We start from the raw sequence: 16911 nt of genomic DNA, 5'->3' as shown, positions 1-16911 counted from the left end.
TTTCATTTGAGGTCTTATGACCGAGCTCAGCCCTGCCAGACGCCCTCGCTTCTCAAATCGTCCATGGTGCGCGAGATGCCTTCGCGCAGGATCGCCACCATGTCGTCGATCTGGTCGCGGGTTATGACAAGCGGCGGCGACATCACGCACATGTTGATGAGCGGCCGCACCAGCAGCCCAAGTTCATGGCAATGTGCATCAATACGCATGCCGACACTGGTGTCGAGTTCAAGCGGGTTCTTGCTTTCGCGGTCAGCAACGCATTCGACGCAGGCCATGAGGCCGGTGCCGCGCACCTCGCCGACGAGCGGCAATTCCTCCAATGTGCGGAGCTGCTCCTGGAAATAGGGCGCGATGGCCCTAGCATGCGCCAGGATGCCGCCTTCGAGCAGATCGAGATTGGCGAGAGCCACGACGCAGCCGACCGGGTGGCTGGTATAGGTGAGCCCATGGGCATACATCGCGGTCGGGTGATTGGAGCGGCGAAGTTCCGCCAGCAGGCGCTCCGATACGACCATGCCCCCCAAAGGAAAATAGCCCGAGGTGACGCCCTTGGCGAAGGTGATGATATCCGGGTCAAGGCCGAATTCCTCACCGGACGAGAACACGTGGCCGAGGCGGCCAAAGGCGGTTACGACTTCGTCGGCGATGAACAGGATGTCATTGTCGCGGCAAATCTTGCGGATGCGCGGCAGATAGTCATCGGGCGGCACGATCACGCCGCCGGACGCCTGTATCGGCTCGCCAATGAAGGCGCCGATCTTGTCGGCGCCGATGCGGCTCACCGTTTCCTCGAACTCGGCAACAAGCATGTTGGAGAAGATCGCAAGGCTCATACCCTCTGGCCTGCGGAAAGGGTTGGGCGACGAGAGCTTGACGACGAGATCATCGGCTCCATCCATCCAGTCGCGGTCACGCGGACGTCCGTTCAGCGAAGCGGAGAGATAGGTGGATCCGTGATAAGCGCCGCCGCGCGACAAAATGAGCTTCTTTTCCGGACGGCCACGCACATTATTGTGAAATTGCATGAAGCGCAGTGCACTTTCGACAGCTGACGAGCCGCCTGTCGTGAAGAATACATGATTGAGATCGCCCGGAGCATAATCGGCGATACGCTTCGCCAGGACCGCCGAGGGTTCGCTCATCGTATACCACGGCGTATTGTAGGAGAGCAGCATTGCCTGCTCGTACATGACGCTTGCCAGTTCCTCGCGGCGGTGGCCGGCATTGACGCACCACATGCCTGCCGGACCGTCGATGAGCCGTTTTCCCGCGCCGTCAGTGATGTAGATGCCCTCGCCCCCACGAATAAGCGGGCGTGCTTCCGCACCGACTTCGCCGGCCGTGGGCCAGGGTTGGACGAGGTGACGCTTTGCGAGCTCAACCACGTCCTGAGCGTTGGATTGGGCCGTTTCCCTGATTGCGTCCGTCATTTGCTTCGCAGCAGCCACGCCGTCCTCGCTTTCCGGTATCCCCACAGATTCTCGATACCAATTATCGGAAATAAAACATATTTCTCGAATATATTGAATGTTCGTTCAATCAATATGTCAGAAATAGTTCTTGATTTCAACGGTAGATTGAGCGCATGATGGAGGAAAGATGGCGACTAACGGGAACGCGCCACATTTCGGAATGGGATAGAATGCTTCATTGTTGTTGTAATCTGTTCAATCTGTATGGACCGTGCCAATGACGGTACCTGCAGAAACAATTGTCGCCATGCCTCCTGAACGAGGCCGAAAAAGAAACTGGCTGCAATCCGAATCTGCGACGGGCCTCGGCCTCATTAGTCCGACACTCATCTACGCGCTGATCTTCCTCGTGGTGCCGATACTTCTCGTCATCGCCAACAGCTTTTGGACCCAGCACTATCTGGTTGTCGACAGAACCTTCACCCTCGAAAACTACCGGACTGCACTGACGGATCCGATATACCGCGATCTTCTCATGCGATCGCTGTGGATCTCGCTTCTGGTCAGCTTTTTCACGGTGGTCCTCGCCTACCCCATCGCCTTTTTCATCTCCTTTCATGGCGGCAGGCACAAGGGGCTGTGGCTGTTCCTGATCACCATCCCGTTCTGGACCAGCTATTTGCTGCGCGTCATGTCGTGGAAGGTCATCCTTGGCTATAACGGCGTCCTCAACGCCACCCTCATGGGGCTCGGCATCACCGACCAGCCGTCGGATGCTTTTCTTTACAATACGAGTGCAGTGGTCATCACGCTTACCCATGCATGGGCGACGTTTGCGGTCTTGCCGATCTTCGTGTCGCTGGAAAAGATCGACCGCACGCTGATCGAGGCCGCGACCGATCTCGGCGATGGTCCGGTGCGGCGCTTCCTGCGCATAACATTGCCGCTTTCAGCGCCCGGCATCATTTCGGCGGTACTCATCGTGATGATCCCGACCGTCGGCGATTTCGTGACACCGAAGCTCGTCGGCGGCAAGGACGGCGTGATGATCGCCAATGCCATCCAGGCACAGTTCGGCAAGGCTGCGAACTGGCCACTCGGCGCCGCGCTTTCGGTTACAACCATGGCGGTTGTGACGGCAATTGCTGCGGCCGTCGTCCTCACCATCCGCACGGCCGCGAGGCGCATAAGATGACGGCTTTGCGTAAAATGCTCCCGAGCTGGCTGACAGCCTATGCCGTGCTCTATATCGGCTTCCTCTATTTGCCGGTGATCTTCCTGCCGATCTTCTCCATCAACACGGCAGCGACGCCGAAATTCCCGCTCAGCGGCTATACGCTCAAATGGTACCGCGACCTCGCCACGACCCCTGCCCTGACGGACGCCGCTTGGAACAGCCTCATGGTCGCAGTTTCGGCTTCACTTCTCGCCACGATGTTCGGCATTTGCGCGGCGCGGGCGATCACGCGCTATCGCTTTCCTGCCCGCCGCAGCATTAACGGCCTGCTCATGGCGCCGCTTGTCCTGCCGGAAATCATCATTGCCGTTTCCATGCTGCTGGTCATGCTGCAGCTTGGGCTTAATCTGTCCTTGATCACAGTGGTGTTCGGACATGTGCTGATCTGCATTCCCTATTCGCTCAGCGTTCTCACCTCCGGGTTCGAGGGCTTCGACAGAAGCCTTGAGGAAGCATCTGCCGATCTCGGGGAATCGCCCTTCGGCACATTCCGCCGCGTTACCTTGCCGATGGTCGCCCCGGCGATCATTTCGAGCCTGCTCGTCTCCTTTACCATATCACTCGATGAATTCATCATGGCGTTTTTCCTCACCGGGACCGATGCAACGCTACCGGTCTATATCTGGGGCCAGCTCAGATTCGCCGCCAAGCTGCCAGGCGTTCTTGCGCTCGGTACGCTGCTGCTGATCGCCTCCGTCATTCTACTGACCATTGCCGAAATTGTGCGCCGCCGTGCCAGCCGCCGCACCCAGAACATGGGAGGCTTGATTGCCTGAACGTACGATGATCGAAATCTCGCGCGTGACGCGCAGCTACGGCGCCTTCAAGGCGCTCGACGAGACATCGCTCTCTATCCGCGAGGGCGAATTCTTTTCACTGCTCGGACCGTCCGGCTGCGGTAAGACCACCTTGCTGCGCATGATAGCCGGTTTCGATGCGCCGACGAGTGGCACGATCTCCGTCGACGGCCAGCCAATGGACGGGATCCCGGCCAATCGACGGCCGACCAACATGGTATTCCAGAGCTACGCGATCTTTCCGCATCTGAACGTCGAGCAAAATGTCAGCTATGGCCTGAAGCGGCTCCGTCTCGATCCTTCCGAAGAAAAGCGGCGCGTCGAGGAAGCGCTTGCACAGGTTTCGCTCGGTGGGCTCGGCAAACGCGGCGCCACCGAACTTTCCGGCGGCCAGCGGCAACGCGTTGCGCTCGCGCGGGCGCTCGTCATGCGGCCAAAGGTGCTGCTCCTCGACGAGCCGCTCTCTGCGCTCGACAAGAAACTGCGTGAGCAGATGCAGGTGGAGTTGCGCCGGCTGCAGCAGGCGGTGGGCATTACCTTCATCCTCGTCACCCACGACCAGTATGAGGCGCTCGCGATGTCCGATCGCATCGCCGTCATGTTCGGTGGCCGGATTGCACAGGTGGCGACGCCGAAGGAAATCTACCAGCGGCCTACCAACTGCCAGGTCGCGGATTTTCTTGGCGGCATGAATTTCGTCAAGGCCAACATCATCGAAGAAAATGGCAGCACCATCACGCTCGATACCCCGGTGTTCGGGCGCGTCAAGACCGACAAGCCGGTCGCGTTTGCGCGCAACGGCAATGCGGCGACGCTCGGCATTCGCCCGGAACGGCTGCGTGTCCTGTGGGACGACGCAACCGACAAGCATGAGGTGGCGGGGAAGGTGGTGGACCGGCACTATTTCGGGGAAATCACGCACCTGGTCATCGAGATCCCCGGCTTCGAAAAGCCCCTGTCCGTCACCGAGACGAATAATTTCGGCGCGGACGATATTCCTGTCGGCGCGCCGATCAGGCTGGCCTACGATCCGGATGCGCTCGTCGCGCTTGCGGACTGAAGCGAAACGATGGCTTGGGCGGCAGCTGACCTGCCGGCGATAATCGCGCCTTCGATGTAGCCGGGAAAGGACAGCGAAAGTTCGGATGCGCCGAAGGTGATACCCGGCAAGCCTTGTCTCAGCACATTCTCCGTTTCAGTGTCGGATGTTCCAACGTCAATGACATCGGAATAACCGCCACCGCTCCACGCATCATGCGACCAGTTCCTTATAAGGATGTCCAGCGGCTTGCCTGTCTCCGGTCCAAGGGCCCTGCTCAGCCGCAACAGCACTTCATCCCTCAGACCATTTTCTCCCAAGGCAGGCCATTCAACGGCGCAGCGTCCGCCGACGAACAGGACGAGGGTGGGATGTTCCTGATCCTGACTGATGTCGCAGGCGAACAGTCCATGTGGTTCCAGGAAAATCACGCTTCCGCTCAAATTTGCAGTGCGCCAGAATGGCGTTCTGTAGCGAAGCAGCAGCTTGGCCACGGTCCCACTCTTCCAGGCAGCAAGAGCGTGGGAGATCGGTCCGGGTAGCGTCGGTTCAAACGCTATCTTGCGCACCATGGTCGGCGGGACAGTGAGAATGACGTGCTGCGTAGCGAAGCGCTGGCGCGCCGTATCCACCTCAAAACCCGATCCCTGCCGTACGATCCGCTCGACCGCGTACCCCAGCTTCAATCTGCTCCCCAGTTCCCTGCCAAGGTCTGCGGCGAGCGAATGCATCGACTCCTTCAGAAAATACTGAAGCTCCGAGACCTTGTTGGTGATCCGCTCATCATTATCGACAAGGAACCAGAACGGCATGCCCTCGGCCGCGCGGCACCACAGGCCTTCAACGAGCGACAGGAACATTAATTTTGCGTCCGGTGGGTCGCCCTGGCACTGCACCCATTCTGCCACGCTCAGGCCAGCGAGCGACGGATCGCGCGGATCGAGCTGGCGCAAGCGGCGGCGAATGGCTGCGGAACCTGAAGAAATATGCGCTGCATCATGCCGGCCATGCGGCGGAGGTTGGGCCATCGTATCGCCGCCCTTTGGCGGCTCGAGAAACGTCTTGCCGTAGGTTCGAGCGAGGCCGGTGATTTCCTTCATGTCCTCGCAGAAGAACTGGCCGCCGACGTCAAACAATTCTCCGAGCCCGTTGCTCTTGGCCTCGACCCGACCCCCGACGCGGTCACGTGCCTCCAGAACAACGTAATCGACGCCGGCGCTCTGCAATTCGCGGGCGGCGGAAAGACCGGCAAAGCCGGCCCCCACGACGACGACATCGGTCTCTGTGACCTTTGGGTTCAATAGCCTGCCTTGATCTTCTCGAACTCGGCAATCATCTTCGCCTTGAGCTCGTTGGGAAGCGGCGATTGGAACAGAACGTTCTTCGTCGTTTCCTGGTCGTTCGCATAGCCCTTTTCTTCGAGGAGTTTCGGATCGACGGAAGCCATGCCCTTACCGTTGGCCATGCCGTAACCCCAATCCTTGACCATGTAATTGGCAATGGCCGGGTCATTTACCGCATTGAGAAAATCGTAAGCCTTTTGCTCGGAGCCCGGTGCATCCTTGAAGCGGACATAGCCGCAGACCCATGTCGAGATGCCTTCATCAGTATCGGGCTTGCGTGCGACTGGCGTGCCATTCATGCTGAGCTGGGTCGCCGCATCATTCCATGCCCAGGCAAGATCGACCTCACCGCCGCCCATGGCCTGTACGATCTCGGTCGTGTCAGTCCAGTAGAGCCGGACGTTCTTGTGCACGGCGCGGAGGAAGTCTGACGCTTCCTTGAACTGTTCATCGGTCATTTTCGTCCAGTCGTGGAGGCCGATGGCCAGGCTGGCGAGGGCATAGGCATCGTCGACATTGTCGTCGATTGATACGCGCCCCTTGAACTTCGGATCGGCAAAGGCCTTGAGCGATTGAACGTCCTTTGCATCCACCTTCTCGGTATTATAGGTGAGCGAGGTATTGCCCCAGTCCCATGGCATGAACCATGCCTGGCCGTCGGCGGTGGTGGCCAGGTCGTTCATGGCCATGATGTCGGGAAGGAGATCATTCCAGCCGGCAATCTTTGATGTGTCGAGTGGCTGCAGCAGGCCGGCATCACGCCATTTGGCGACGCTTTGCGAGCATGGATGACCGAGATCGGCCTTGAAGCCTGAACGAACCTTCTCGAACGCCTCGTCCTCGTCGCCGAAGAACGCGAAGGTCGGCGAATCGCCATTCTTGGCAGTGTATCCCGGATGGAAAGACGGCTCTTCATAGCCCGCCCAGTCGAAGACGATCAGATCGCCGTCGGCCGCAAGGGCGATTGTCGCCGCCGTTGCCGAAAGTGCGGCTATTCCCAAAAATACGCTTACGCTTCTGCCAAGTCCTGTCATGGTTCATTCCCCATTTTGATTGTTAGGCAATTTTTCTTGCGCGCAGCTCTTCCCTGGAAAAGTGCTTCGGAAACACCGAAACGAGGTGATCGCATGCCGCCGCATAGGCAGTCGCGCGCGTGACATTTTCCGTTCCCATCAGCAGTCGCAACCACAGGCCTTCCAGCATTGCGCTCAATGCCAGCGCCGCAGAGATCGGATCGAAGTCATAGTCTCCGCTCGACTTCAGTGCCGTGCAGATATCGATGATGACATTCTGGTAGTCCTCATCACGTGCGCCGCAGAGACTCTGATAAGTTGGCCGAGACTTGGCCTCGCCCCAGAAGGCGCACCAGGCGGCAAGCTTGCGCTTGTTGCAGATCGCACGATCGAAATCGGCGGCAACGACGCTCGCCAATTGCCGGGCCGGGTCGTCCCCTCCCTTGGCGAGCGCATTGCGCCAGTGAACCGCATATTCCTCGGACATGTATTGCAGGGTCGCGACGAGGAGTTTTTCCTTGCTCTCGAAGTGGAAGTTGACAATGCCGCGCGACAGGCCCGCACCATCGGCAACATCCGCCATCGTTGTTTCCGAATAGCCGCGCTTGGCCAGCGAATCGATCGTCGCCTCGATGAGCTGATGCTGCCGCGTCTCCTTCGAGGCCTTTCGGCCGCGTTTGCCTGGCTCTGCTTCCTTGATTGGTGTGACCTTCATTCTTGACCCTTCCTGCATCGCGCCGGCTTGCAGCTGCACCCGGTCAACGGATGAGTGAAGCGATGGGATGCATTGTCAAGCTTGGTCTGCATCATATTGGGCGCCAGGAACTCCAAGGTAGCTATCGTCGCGATCCATGCGATCGGGCAGAGATTAACCGACTGTCTCCAAAACGCAATCAAATTTGTTGAACATTCATTCAATATCCGCTGGACAGAAGGCAATTTTCCGTATGAAATTATGCAATAAGAAAATAAGTGGAACGAAATCGCATGAAAAGCTGGGATGCAATTGTCATCGGCGCCGGGCATAACGGCCTCGTAAATGCCTGCTACCTGCAGCGCGCCGGCCTCGATGTGCTGGTCGTCGAAAAGAACGACTGGATCGGCGGCGCCGCGACGAGCCGTTCGCTGACGCCCGGCTACCTCTACTCCAATTGTTCATACGTGTGTTCGCTGTTCCGCCCGGAGATCATGCGCGATCTCGAGCTACCCCGCTTCGGACTTCAGGTCATTTCGTACGAAGGCGGCGCGGTCTTCACTCAGGACGGCGATTATCTTGCCAATTACCGTGATCACAATGCGCATCGGCGCGAGTTTGCCCGCTTTTCGCCGCGCGACGCCGAGGCCTATGACCGCTATGCCCGCGATGTCACCCGCCAGTGCCGGTTCATTCAGCCGCTCTTGATGCGCACGGCTGCCGATCCGACGAGCCTTCGCCCCCGCGACATTTCCGAACTCATGTTTCTCGCCAAGAAATTCTCAGGTCTTGGAGCGAAGGAGATGGCGGACACGCTGCGTTTCTGGACGATGTCGATTTCGGACTTCCTCGACGAATATTTCGAAACCGACGTGATCAAGGCGAATTTCGCCCTGTCAGGTATCATAGGAACCGCGCTTGGTCCTATGTCGCCCGGCACGGCCTATGTGCTCCTGCACCACTATATGGGGGAAGTCGATGGTTCGGTCGGCGCCTGGGGTTATGCGCGCGGCGGCATGGGAGCAGTCACTAAAGCGCTCGCCGCGTCGTTCGAAGCCTCCGGCGGTACAATCCGCACCGGAGCCGAGGTGGACCGGGTGCTCGTCCGCAATGGCATAGCCAAAGGAATCGTCCTCGCCAATGGCGACGAAATTCACGGCAAGATGGTTATCTCCAATGCCGACGTCAAACGAACCTTCCTGAAGCTTGTGGAAGAAAAGGAACTCCCCTCCCCGTTCCTGCGCCGCGTGAAGAACTTCAAGATGCGCGGATCGTCAGGCAAGGTGAATATAGCCCTCGACTCCATGCTGGAATTTCCGGCATTGCCGAAGGACTCTCCCGTCTATCGCGGCGACATGCACTTTACCGACACTGTCGAGCGTATGGAACGTGGCTATGACGACTGGAAAGCCGGACGCTGGTCGGCCGATCCGTTCCTCGACATGGTCATTCCGACGACGCTGGACCCCACCATGGCGCCGCCCGGCAAGCATTTCATGAGCTGCTTCGTGCAGTACTGTCCGCCCAAGGTCGAGGGCCGGGAATGGACCGATGCCGACCGGGACGCCTTTGGCGAAACGGTCATCGCGCAGATCGCCGACTATTCGCCAGGGTTTCGCGATCGCATCGTGCACATGGAAATCCGTACCCCGCGTGAGATCGAAGCGGAAGTCGGCCTGACCGAAGGTAATATCTTCCAGGGTGAACTCACCTTCGACCAATTGCTCTTCAATCGACCGGTGCCTGGATACGCGCAGTACCGGTCTCCGATTGGCGGTCTTTACATGTGCGGTTCGTCGACCCATCCGGGCGGCGGCGTGATGGGCGCCCCCGGACGAAATGCTGCAGCCGAAATCCTCCGCGACCTGAAGCGCGGCACCAAACATATGAGCCCTGCCCATGACGTCATTTGATGCAATCGTAATCGGCGGCGGCCATAATGGACTGGTCGCAGCAGCAACGCTTGGCCGATCGGGGCGCAAGGTGCTGGTCCTTGAGGCAGGAAGCGATGCCGGGGGCGGCACGCGGACCGAGGAATTCGCACCTGGGTTTTCCGTCTCCACCCTTGCCCATGTCATCAACCGTCTCCATCCCGAAGTGGTGAGTTCGCTGGAGCTCGAACGCAACGGCCTGCGCGTTGCGCAGAGCGACTTCATGCCAAGCATTGCGCTTTCTGCCACGGGGCAACCGCTTGTGCTGTCCGGCGCCTATGGCGAAGGCGTTCAAGGTACTGCGCCCGCCGAAACGGCTGCGTGGTGGGGATTGCGCGAACAGCTTTTGCAGTTCGCCGGGATCCTGAAGCCGATGCTGATCCGCCGTCCTCCCGACCTTCGCGGCAATATGGCATTGTCGGAAACCGCCGCCCTCGCAATGCTCGGCGTTTCGTTGAAACGGCTTGGCAAGGAGGGGATGCGGGACTTCCTGCGCATGCTGCTGATGAACGTGTCGGACGTGCTCGATGAGCATCTAGAGGATGACCGGCTGAAGGGCCTCCTCGCCTTCGACGCTACGCTCGGCAGCCACCTTGGTCCGCGCTCTCCCACCTCGCTGCTCGGGCTCTACTATCGATTGACAGGCGAAGTAGCCGGCGCCTCGGGCGCCCAGGTCGGCGCTGCAGGTGGGGCTGATGCTGTCATCGCCGCAATTCGTTCTGCCGCAGAGAAAGCCGGCGTGCGCGTACGTTCCAATGCGCCGGTCGGCGGCATATTGGTCGAACGCGGAAAGGCCGTCGGGGCGGTCCTCGAAAACGGCGAAATCCTGCGCGCCGATACGGTTGTCTCGGCGATCAGCGCGAAGACGACTTTCCTCAATCTCGTGGGAACCCCCAATCTCGATACGGGCTTCATTCGCCGCGTCAGCAATATTCGCACCCACGGCAATGCCGCGAAACTCCACCTTGCACTCGACGAATTGCCACAGTTTCTCGGCGTCGATGAAGCCGGCCATCGCGGCCGTCTCGTCATTGCTCCTTCGGTCGATCATGTCGAGCGTTCTTTCAACCCGTCTAAATACGGTGAGTTTTCGCCCGAGCCGGTCATGGAAATCACCTTACCAAGCCTCGGCGACGCCGCGCTCGCACCGGAGGGTGCCTGCACATTGTCGGCGATTGTGCAGTATGCGCCCTACGCCCTGAAAGAGGGCTGGGCCACTGGCAAGCCAAAACTCCAGACGGCCATCATCGCGCAACTGGAGCGATACGCCCCTGGCATCGGCCGCTCGATCCGCCATGCCGAACTGCTGACCCCGGTTGATATCGAACAGCGCTATCGTATTCCCGGCGGTCATTGGCACCATGGCGAATTGCAGGCTGACCAGATGCTGATATCGCGTCCCGTCTTCGGGGCCGAGGGTTACGACACCCCCATCGACGGGCTTTACCTCGCCGGTGCAGGCTCGCATCCGGGCGGCGGCATATCCGGAGTTCCGGGCCTCAACGCCGCACGCCGCATCATTGCAATGAAGGGCTGAGACCATGGAACACGCACCTTTGAGCAAGCTCTTGCCAGCCCGCACGCGCAAGCAGGGCCATTTTCGCAAGCCGCTGATTACAACGCCTTTCCAGCCGCGCCTTGAAGCCCTGATGCAGAGCGAGGAATGGTACGCCTGGGGCGGCTACAAGGCGCCCATGTCGCTTTGGGACGAGGAACTCGAATATTTCGCGATCCGCAGCCAGGCCGCATTGTTCGATATTTCGCCCATGGTGAAATATCGCATCGATGGCCCGGATGCGGAGGCCTATCTCGATCGCCTGACGTTGCGCGATTTGACCAGGCTCAAGCCGGGGCGCGTTCACTATACCGCCTGGTGCGACGACGAGGGACATGTGCTGGACGATGGCACTCTTTTCCGGCTGTCTCAAAACCGGTTCCGCCTGTGCTGTCAGGAGCGACACTTGCCTTGGCTCCTCGATAGCGCGATCGGCTTCTATGTCACCGTTGCCGAGGAGACGGAAGCGGTGGCGGCACTGGCCTTGCAGGGCCCTGCTTCGTTCGCCGTGTTGCGCGACGCGGGTTTCGAAGGGGTCGAAGCGCTCAAGGTTTTTGATCTTGCCGGGTTCGCCCATGAGACCGGTACTGTCACCATATCGCGCACGGGATTCACGGGCGATCTTGGCTACGAACTCTTCATCGAGGCAAAGGCGGCGCTCAGCCTTTGGGACCGGCTTTTCCGTGCCGGCGAGCGGCGGGGCCTTCGAGCGATAGGCTATGCGGCGCTCAATCGTGCCCGCATCGAAGCGGGCTTGATCGTTGCCAATGCCGACTTCATCACCGCCGACCACGCGCTGCGCGCTGATCGCACGCGCATGCCGGACGAGATCGGCCTCGGGTTCATGATCGACTTGAAGAAGGGCCATTTCAACGGCCGCAGGGCAATCGAGCGGGCGCGCATCAAGAAGCAGTTGCGCCACGCTCTCGTTGGGCTGGAGATCGAAGGCAACATCCCGGCAGAACAAGCAATCGTCTATCACAAGGGCAAGCGCGAAGTCGGTCTTGTCAGTGCCGCCATCTGGTCACCCCTTGCCAAGCGCAATATTGCGATCGCGAGTCTCGAACGGCCCTATGGCGACACGGTCACCGAGGATCTTTGGGTCGAGATCTATGCGATGCGCGAACTGCGCTACGAAAAGATGATGAAGCGGGCCAAGGTCGTGGCGAGGCCGTTCATCAAGCTCGACCGGCGCACGGCCAATCCGCCCGGGGATTTCTGATGCATGGGTCTGGCGAGGAAGCCCGCGAGCAATTTGCCCTGCTCAATACGCCGCTCGGACAGAAATGGTCAGGCCGCGCCCGCTACGCTGCCGCCATGTATTTCAACAAACGCGGTGAATTGAGCGATGAGGCCCTCGAGATATACCGGATTTGCGCGCGGATGGATGGTGAAGACCCGATTGCCGTTCTGAAATCCCAGCATGTAGGCATCGCCTGGCTCAACAGGCTCAATGAAGTATACGAGTAGTATTAATGTTACTAACCAAGAAATATCAAGCAAGAGGCGTTCAAACCGAGACAAGGCAATTGCATTCATCAAGCATATCGAAATACTTCCGTGACGGGAGTTCGTCACGGGGCAACTGACACTCTGGGACCAGGACTGACGGAAAGGGGAACTTTCGCATGAATATAAAGAGCTTGCTTCTCGGCTCAGCCGCCGCCCTCATAAGTGCATCGGGCGCCTATGCCGCCGATGCTGTCGTGGTCGCCGAACCGGAACCGGTCGAATATGTCCGCGTTTGCGACGCCTATGGCGCCGGGTTTTTCTATATACCTGGAACCGAGACCTGCCTGAAGATCGACGGCTATGTCCGCTACGATGCCGCCGGCGGCGATGATCCATATGACGGCACCAGTGTCGGCCCCGACGACAACGAAACCTGGTACAAGAAGACACGTGCCGAAATTCGGTTTGATGCCCGTTCCGAAACCGAACTCGGCACCTTGCGTTCCTATGCGGAAACACGTGTCGAGTTTGAAAACGGATCGGATATCGGCGCGACGCTTTCCCAGGCCTTCATCGAACTCGGTGGCTTTCGCATCGGCACGGCCGACGAACTCTTCGGTTCATGGGCCAACTATGCCGGCAACATCATCAATGACGATGTGATCAACTATCAGTCCGGCGAGAGCAATCAGGTCAGCTATACGTTTACGGGCGGCAACGGATTCTCCGCCATGATCGGCGCCGAACAGGGCCAGGGTGACGTCACCGGTCTCGGCGGCAACTACGTCATTGAAGATTATGTGCCGCATGTCCTGGCAGGCGCAAAATGGGAACAGAACTGGGGCGGCATTTCCGGCGTCGCCGGCTATGATTCCAACCTCGAGGAGTTTGCGGGCAAGTTGCGCCTTGATGTAAAGTTCAGCGAGACGTTCTCAGCTTTCGTCATGGGCGGCTACCAGTCGGACTATGATGACAATTTCGACCCGGATACGGGCGACGTCGATCCCAACAATCGCAACTGGTTCGGCACTTGGGAAGGCGATTGGGCAGCCTGGGCCGGCGTTACCGCAGCTCTCACGGACAAGGCAAACCTCAACGGCCAGGCTGCTTATGAATCGGAAGGGACCTGGGCGCTGGCCGCCAATGTCGAATACACGTTGGTCCCGGGCTTGGTCATCACGCCGGAAATCAACTACACGAAGTTTGACGGCGCGCGCCGGGCATTCTCCGAGGCCAATGGTGGCGGCGACGACGCGCTCGGCGGAACAATCCGTTTCCAGCGCAACTTCTAACGCTCGAATGTCGATGAATTGGAGACGGTCCCGTTTGGGGCCGTTTTTCTTGGGGCCAACCCGGCGTTCCCGCCCTGAATGCGAGCGTCAGCGAACCCTGTTGTTTGTCCGAAAACTGTAATATGCTGCATATCAAGACATCCAAGTTTCAGGACAACGATATGCACACCATTGGTTTCGTCGTCTTCCCTGACTTTCAAGTCATGGGATTTGCTGCGCTCACTGCTTTCGAGATCGCCAATCTCACGGTCAACGAGCCGGTGTACACCATTAGCCTGCTCTCAGAGACGGGCGGGATGGTGCGTGCCTCGGCCGGCTTCAATGTGGAGACGGAGCCCTTCGGCAAGTCGACCTTTGACACGGTCATCTTCGGTGCGGGGACGTCATTGCAACCGGCAACCCCAGGGCTCCTCGACTTTGTGCAGAAATCGACGCAGACATCGCGCCGGATTGCAGCGCCATGCCTCGGCGCCTTTACGCTTGCCGAGGCAGGCATCCTCGATGATCGGCGGGCGACCACGCACTGGGCCTTCGCCCGCGAACTTCATAACCGCTTTCCCCGGGTGAAGGTGGAAGAGGACCGTATTTTCATCATCGATGGCCCGGTCTGGACCTCTGCCGGCATGACCGCTGGCATCGATCTTGCATTAGCGATGGTCGAGAAGGATCTCGGTGCTGAGGTAGCGCGTACAGTCGCTCGAAAACTTGTCGTGTATCATCGCCGTGCCGGGGGCCAGTCGCAGTTTTCCGCTTTGCTCGAGCTTGATCCGAAATCCGATCGCATCCAGAAGGCTGTCGATTTCGCCAAGCAGAACCTCAAGACAGACCTCTCGGTCGAGGATCTGGCGGATGCCGCGAACTTGAGTCCGCGCCAGTTCAGCCGGGCATTTCGCGCGGAAACCGGTCAGTCGCCCGCGAAGGCAGTCGAAAATCTGCGTGTGGAAACCGCGCGCCTGCTGATGGAGCAAGGCCGTCTCTCCATGGATATGATCGCAAATGAGACCGGCTTTGCCGATCGCGAGCGAATGCGCCGCGCGTTTCTACGCGCTTTCGGCCAGCCTCCGCAGGCCATGCGGCGGATTTCCAGATTGTCCGCCTGAGCCGATCCAAAAAGCCGCTTCAGGTTCAGTAATTTCCGAGCGCAGCGAATGGGCTTTGGAGGTGCTAGATTGCGCAACCCTTGAGAAAGATTTCGGCGCACATTTTTGCGCGGGCGACAATTTCTTCGCTCTGCGGCGCGGGTTCCTGGCGCAGCATCGCTGCCCGCTGCGGCTCCATCACCATCATTCCGCGCAGCATACCGCTCGCGGCATGTGGATCGGTGAGCGCTATTCGCCCCCGCTTGATCTGATCGCGGAGCCAGGCCTCCATCACCGTATTCGTTTTGACGATTGCCCGCTCGTAGAACGATGCCGCAAGCTCGGGAAACCGGTCGGATTCGCCAATGACAAGCCGGATAATATCAATCGTATCGTGCGAGAGCGTCAGCATGCCATAGGCAGTCAGCATGCGTTCAAGGCCTTCTCTCATATCCTCGTTTGCGTGGGCATCGGGATTGACCGCAAGGAAAAAGCGACCGATGCGATCGGAAATCATACAAGCGAACAGGTCCGCCTTGGTGGGAAAAAGCCGGTAAAGGGTTTTGGTGGAAACGCCGGCGTTTTGCGCGATCGCGCTAATGCTCGCAGCGGCGTAGCCGCTCTCATGAAACTGCGCATTGGCAGCTTCGATGATGAGGCTCTTCGTATCATCGTCGCAACGGATTTGCGGGCGGCCCCGGGGGCGCTTCTCGATCTTGTGAATTACGACCATGATCATTTTCCAAAATATCATTGACAAGTCATTTATAGAGCGTATTTTGGAAAACATCAAGTTTCCTAAATGGAAATCATCGACAAAGGCCGCAGCCCGAAGTGACGGCGACCCGTAAATTCGGAGATCAAAAATGAGCAAGCTGCATGCCTTGAACAATAATGTCGCCAAGCCCGCCGAAACTGCACCAACCGCGGAAGCCGGCAGGCCCGTACTCGTGCCAGACGTGATGCCGGCACCCGCGGCCGACGCAAAGCCGGCGCGAAAACGCGGCCGACGTCTGCTGTTCGGGACGGCCGCGATCGTCCTGCTGGCTGGCAGCGTCTATTACGGCCACAATTACTGGACGGTTGGCCGTTTCAACGTCGAAACCGATGACGCCTATGTCAAGGCGGACAATAGTTCGGTCGCTCCCAAAATCTCGGGCTACATCGCCGAAGTTCTGGTCAAGGACAACGAAACGGTGAAGGCCGGTCAGCCCCTCGCACGCATTGACGATCGCGATTTCAAGACCGCGCTCGAACAAGCAAAGGGCGATGTCGCTGCCGCCGAGGCGACGATCGAAGCAAAGCAAGCCTCGCTCGAGATTCAGGAGTCGGTCATCGCAGCCGCGCGAGCCACGGTCGATGTCGATCAGGCCAATGCAATCTTTGCCGAGCAGAACAACAAGCGTTATGCGACGCTCGCAACCAGCGGCTATGGCAACATCCAGAATGCACAGCAGGCTGCCTCGCAGATCGCGGCGGCAAAGGCCACGGTCGTTCGTGATAGCGCTGCCCTGGACGCTGCGACCAAGCAGGTTGACCTACTCAAGGCCGAACTTGCGCAGGCAAAGGCGGCTTTGGAGCATGATCTTGCTGTCCAACACCAGGCCGAACTCAACCTGTCCTATGCCACGATAATTGCGCCTGTCGATGGTGTCGTGGGCAACCGTACGCTGCGGGTCGGACAATATGTCCAGGCTGGAACGCAGCTCATGACGGTGGTGCCGACAGCTTCGGTCTACGTCATTGCCAATTACAAGGAAACGCAGCTTACCGATGTCCATGCGGGCCAGGCGGTCGATATCGACGTCGATATGTTTCCGGACCGCGTCTATCACGGTTACGTCGATAGCCTTGCTCCCGCGAGTGGACAGGAATTTGCGCTCCTGCCGCCGGACAATGCGACCGGCAATTTCACCAAGGTCGTGCAGCGCATTCCCGTGAAGATCGTCCTTGATGCCGATAGTGCCGCGGCCGGGGACTTGCGGCCCGGCATGTCCGTTCAACCAAGCATCGACACCAAGCCCGACGCTGCCCAGCGTCAGAGCCGTTGATGGCCGGCAGGAG

15 protein-coding genes are annotated in these 16911 nt (G+C 59.1%); 10 read left to right on the top strand and 5 right to left on the bottom strand.

What is annotated here, in order from left to right:
- Positions 1–26: 26 nt before the first annotated feature.
- On the bottom strand, positions 27–1433 hold the full coding sequence (locus BLR72_RS20485; protein WP_091951545.1) for an aminotransferase: 1407 nt from the start codon (positions 1431–1433) through the stop codon (positions 27–29).
- Positions 1434–1692: 259 nt separating this feature from the next.
- Here BLR72_RS20485 and BLR72_RS20480 point away from each other — a divergent pair, with 259 nt between their 5' ends.
- From BLR72_RS20480 to BLR72_RS20470, 3 genes are read left to right on the top strand one after another with little or no spacing between them, the layout of a single operon-like run.
- Positions 1693–2610: an ABC transporter permease gene (locus BLR72_RS20480; RefSeq protein ID WP_091951543.1), complete on the top strand. Its 918-nt coding sequence runs from the start codon at positions 1693–1695 to the stop codon at positions 2608–2610.
- Complete coding sequence (locus tag BLR72_RS20475) at positions 2607–3428, top strand: ABC transporter permease (RefSeq protein WP_027232642.1); 822 nt, start codon at positions 2607–2609, stop codon at positions 3426–3428. Before BLR72_RS20480 ends, BLR72_RS20475 begins: the two co-directional genes overlap by 4 nt.
- A gap of 7 nt (positions 3429–3435) precedes the next feature.
- Complete coding sequence (locus tag BLR72_RS20470; RefSeq protein ID WP_091951541.1) at positions 3436–4509, top strand: ABC transporter ATP-binding protein; 1074 nt, start codon at positions 3436–3438, stop codon at positions 4507–4509.
- Here BLR72_RS20470 and BLR72_RS20465 read toward each other — a convergent pair.
- The 3 genes from BLR72_RS20465 to BLR72_RS20455 are packed head-to-tail and all read right to left on the bottom strand — an operon-like array spanning position 4473 to position 7559.
- Positions 4473–5789, bottom strand: a complete 1317-nt coding sequence (locus tag BLR72_RS20465) for a flavin monoamine oxidase family protein (protein ID WP_091951539.1) — start codon at positions 5787–5789, stop codon at positions 4473–4475. The two genes, BLR72_RS20470 and BLR72_RS20465, sit on opposite strands and share 37 nt — an antisense overlap.
- Entirely contained in the window at positions 5786–6865 is a 1080-nt protein-coding gene (locus BLR72_RS20460) for an extracellular solute-binding protein (protein WP_091951537.1), read from the bottom strand. Before BLR72_RS20460 ends, BLR72_RS20465 begins: the two co-directional genes overlap by 4 nt.
- Before the next feature lie 22 nt (positions 6866–6887).
- Positions 6888–7559, bottom strand: coding sequence for a TetR family transcriptional regulator C-terminal domain-containing protein (locus BLR72_RS20455; protein WP_244506780.1), 672 nt, complete (start codon positions 7557–7559; stop codon positions 6888–6890).
- 272 nt (positions 7560–7831) lie between these two features.
- On the opposite strand from BLR72_RS20455, the gene BLR72_RS20450 reads away from it, so the two are divergent.
- The 6 genes from BLR72_RS20450 to BLR72_RS20425 all read left to right on the top strand — a co-directional run bounded on the left by BLR72_RS20450 (position 7832) and on the right by BLR72_RS20425 (position 14868).
- A complete protein-coding gene (locus BLR72_RS20450) occupies positions 7832–9451 on the top strand; it encodes a phytoene desaturase family protein (RefSeq protein ID WP_091951532.1) in 1620 nt (539 codons plus the stop codon).
- A complete protein-coding gene (locus BLR72_RS20445; RefSeq protein WP_091951531.1) occupies positions 9438–11006 on the top strand; it encodes a phytoene desaturase family protein in 1569 nt (522 codons plus the stop codon). Before BLR72_RS20450 ends, BLR72_RS20445 begins: the two co-directional genes overlap by 14 nt.
- Before the next feature lie 4 nt (positions 11007–11010).
- Positions 11011–12246 (top strand): aminomethyl transferase family protein, encoded by a 1236-nt coding sequence (locus BLR72_RS20440; protein ID WP_091951529.1) that lies wholly within the window; start codon positions 11011–11013, stop codon positions 12244–12246.
- Positions 12246–12494: a hypothetical protein gene (locus BLR72_RS20435; RefSeq protein WP_091951527.1), complete on the top strand. Its 249-nt coding sequence runs from the start codon at positions 12246–12248 to the stop codon at positions 12492–12494. The genes BLR72_RS20440 and BLR72_RS20435 overlap by 1 nt, the downstream gene beginning before the upstream one ends.
- A gap of 158 nt (positions 12495–12652) precedes the next feature.
- Complete coding sequence (locus BLR72_RS20430; protein WP_091951525.1) at positions 12653–13768, top strand: porin; 1116 nt, start codon at positions 12653–12655, stop codon at positions 13766–13768.
- Positions 13769–13929: 161 nt separating this feature from the next.
- Positions 13930–14868, top strand: a complete 939-nt coding sequence (locus BLR72_RS20425) for a GlxA family transcriptional regulator (protein WP_091924468.1) — start codon at positions 13930–13932, stop codon at positions 14866–14868.
- A 64-nt stretch (positions 14869–14932) separates the two neighbouring features.
- Here the strand turns inward: BLR72_RS20425 and BLR72_RS20420 are convergent, their stop codons facing one another.
- Complete coding sequence (locus BLR72_RS20420; RefSeq protein ID WP_091951523.1) at positions 14933–15580, bottom strand: TetR/AcrR family transcriptional regulator; 648 nt, start codon at positions 15578–15580, stop codon at positions 14933–14935.
- A gap of 133 nt (positions 15581–15713) precedes the next feature.
- On the opposite strand from BLR72_RS20420, the gene BLR72_RS20415 reads away from it, so the two are divergent.
- Positions 15714–16898 carry an HlyD family secretion protein gene (locus BLR72_RS20415; protein ID WP_091951521.1) on the top strand — a complete coding sequence of 395 codons (1185 nt, stop codon included), beginning with the start codon at positions 15714–15716 and terminating at the stop codon, positions 16896–16898.
- The last annotated feature ends 13 nt before the right edge of the window (positions 16899–16911 follow it).

Origin of the sequence: Phyllobacterium sp. YR620, from assembly GCF_900104165.1 — a bacterium.
Lineage (GTDB): Bacteria > Pseudomonadota > Alphaproteobacteria > Rhizobiales > Rhizobiaceae > Phyllobacterium > Phyllobacterium pellucidum.
Note: the sequence above shows the minus strand (reverse complement) of the source record. Positions and strands in the feature narration are given on the sequence as shown.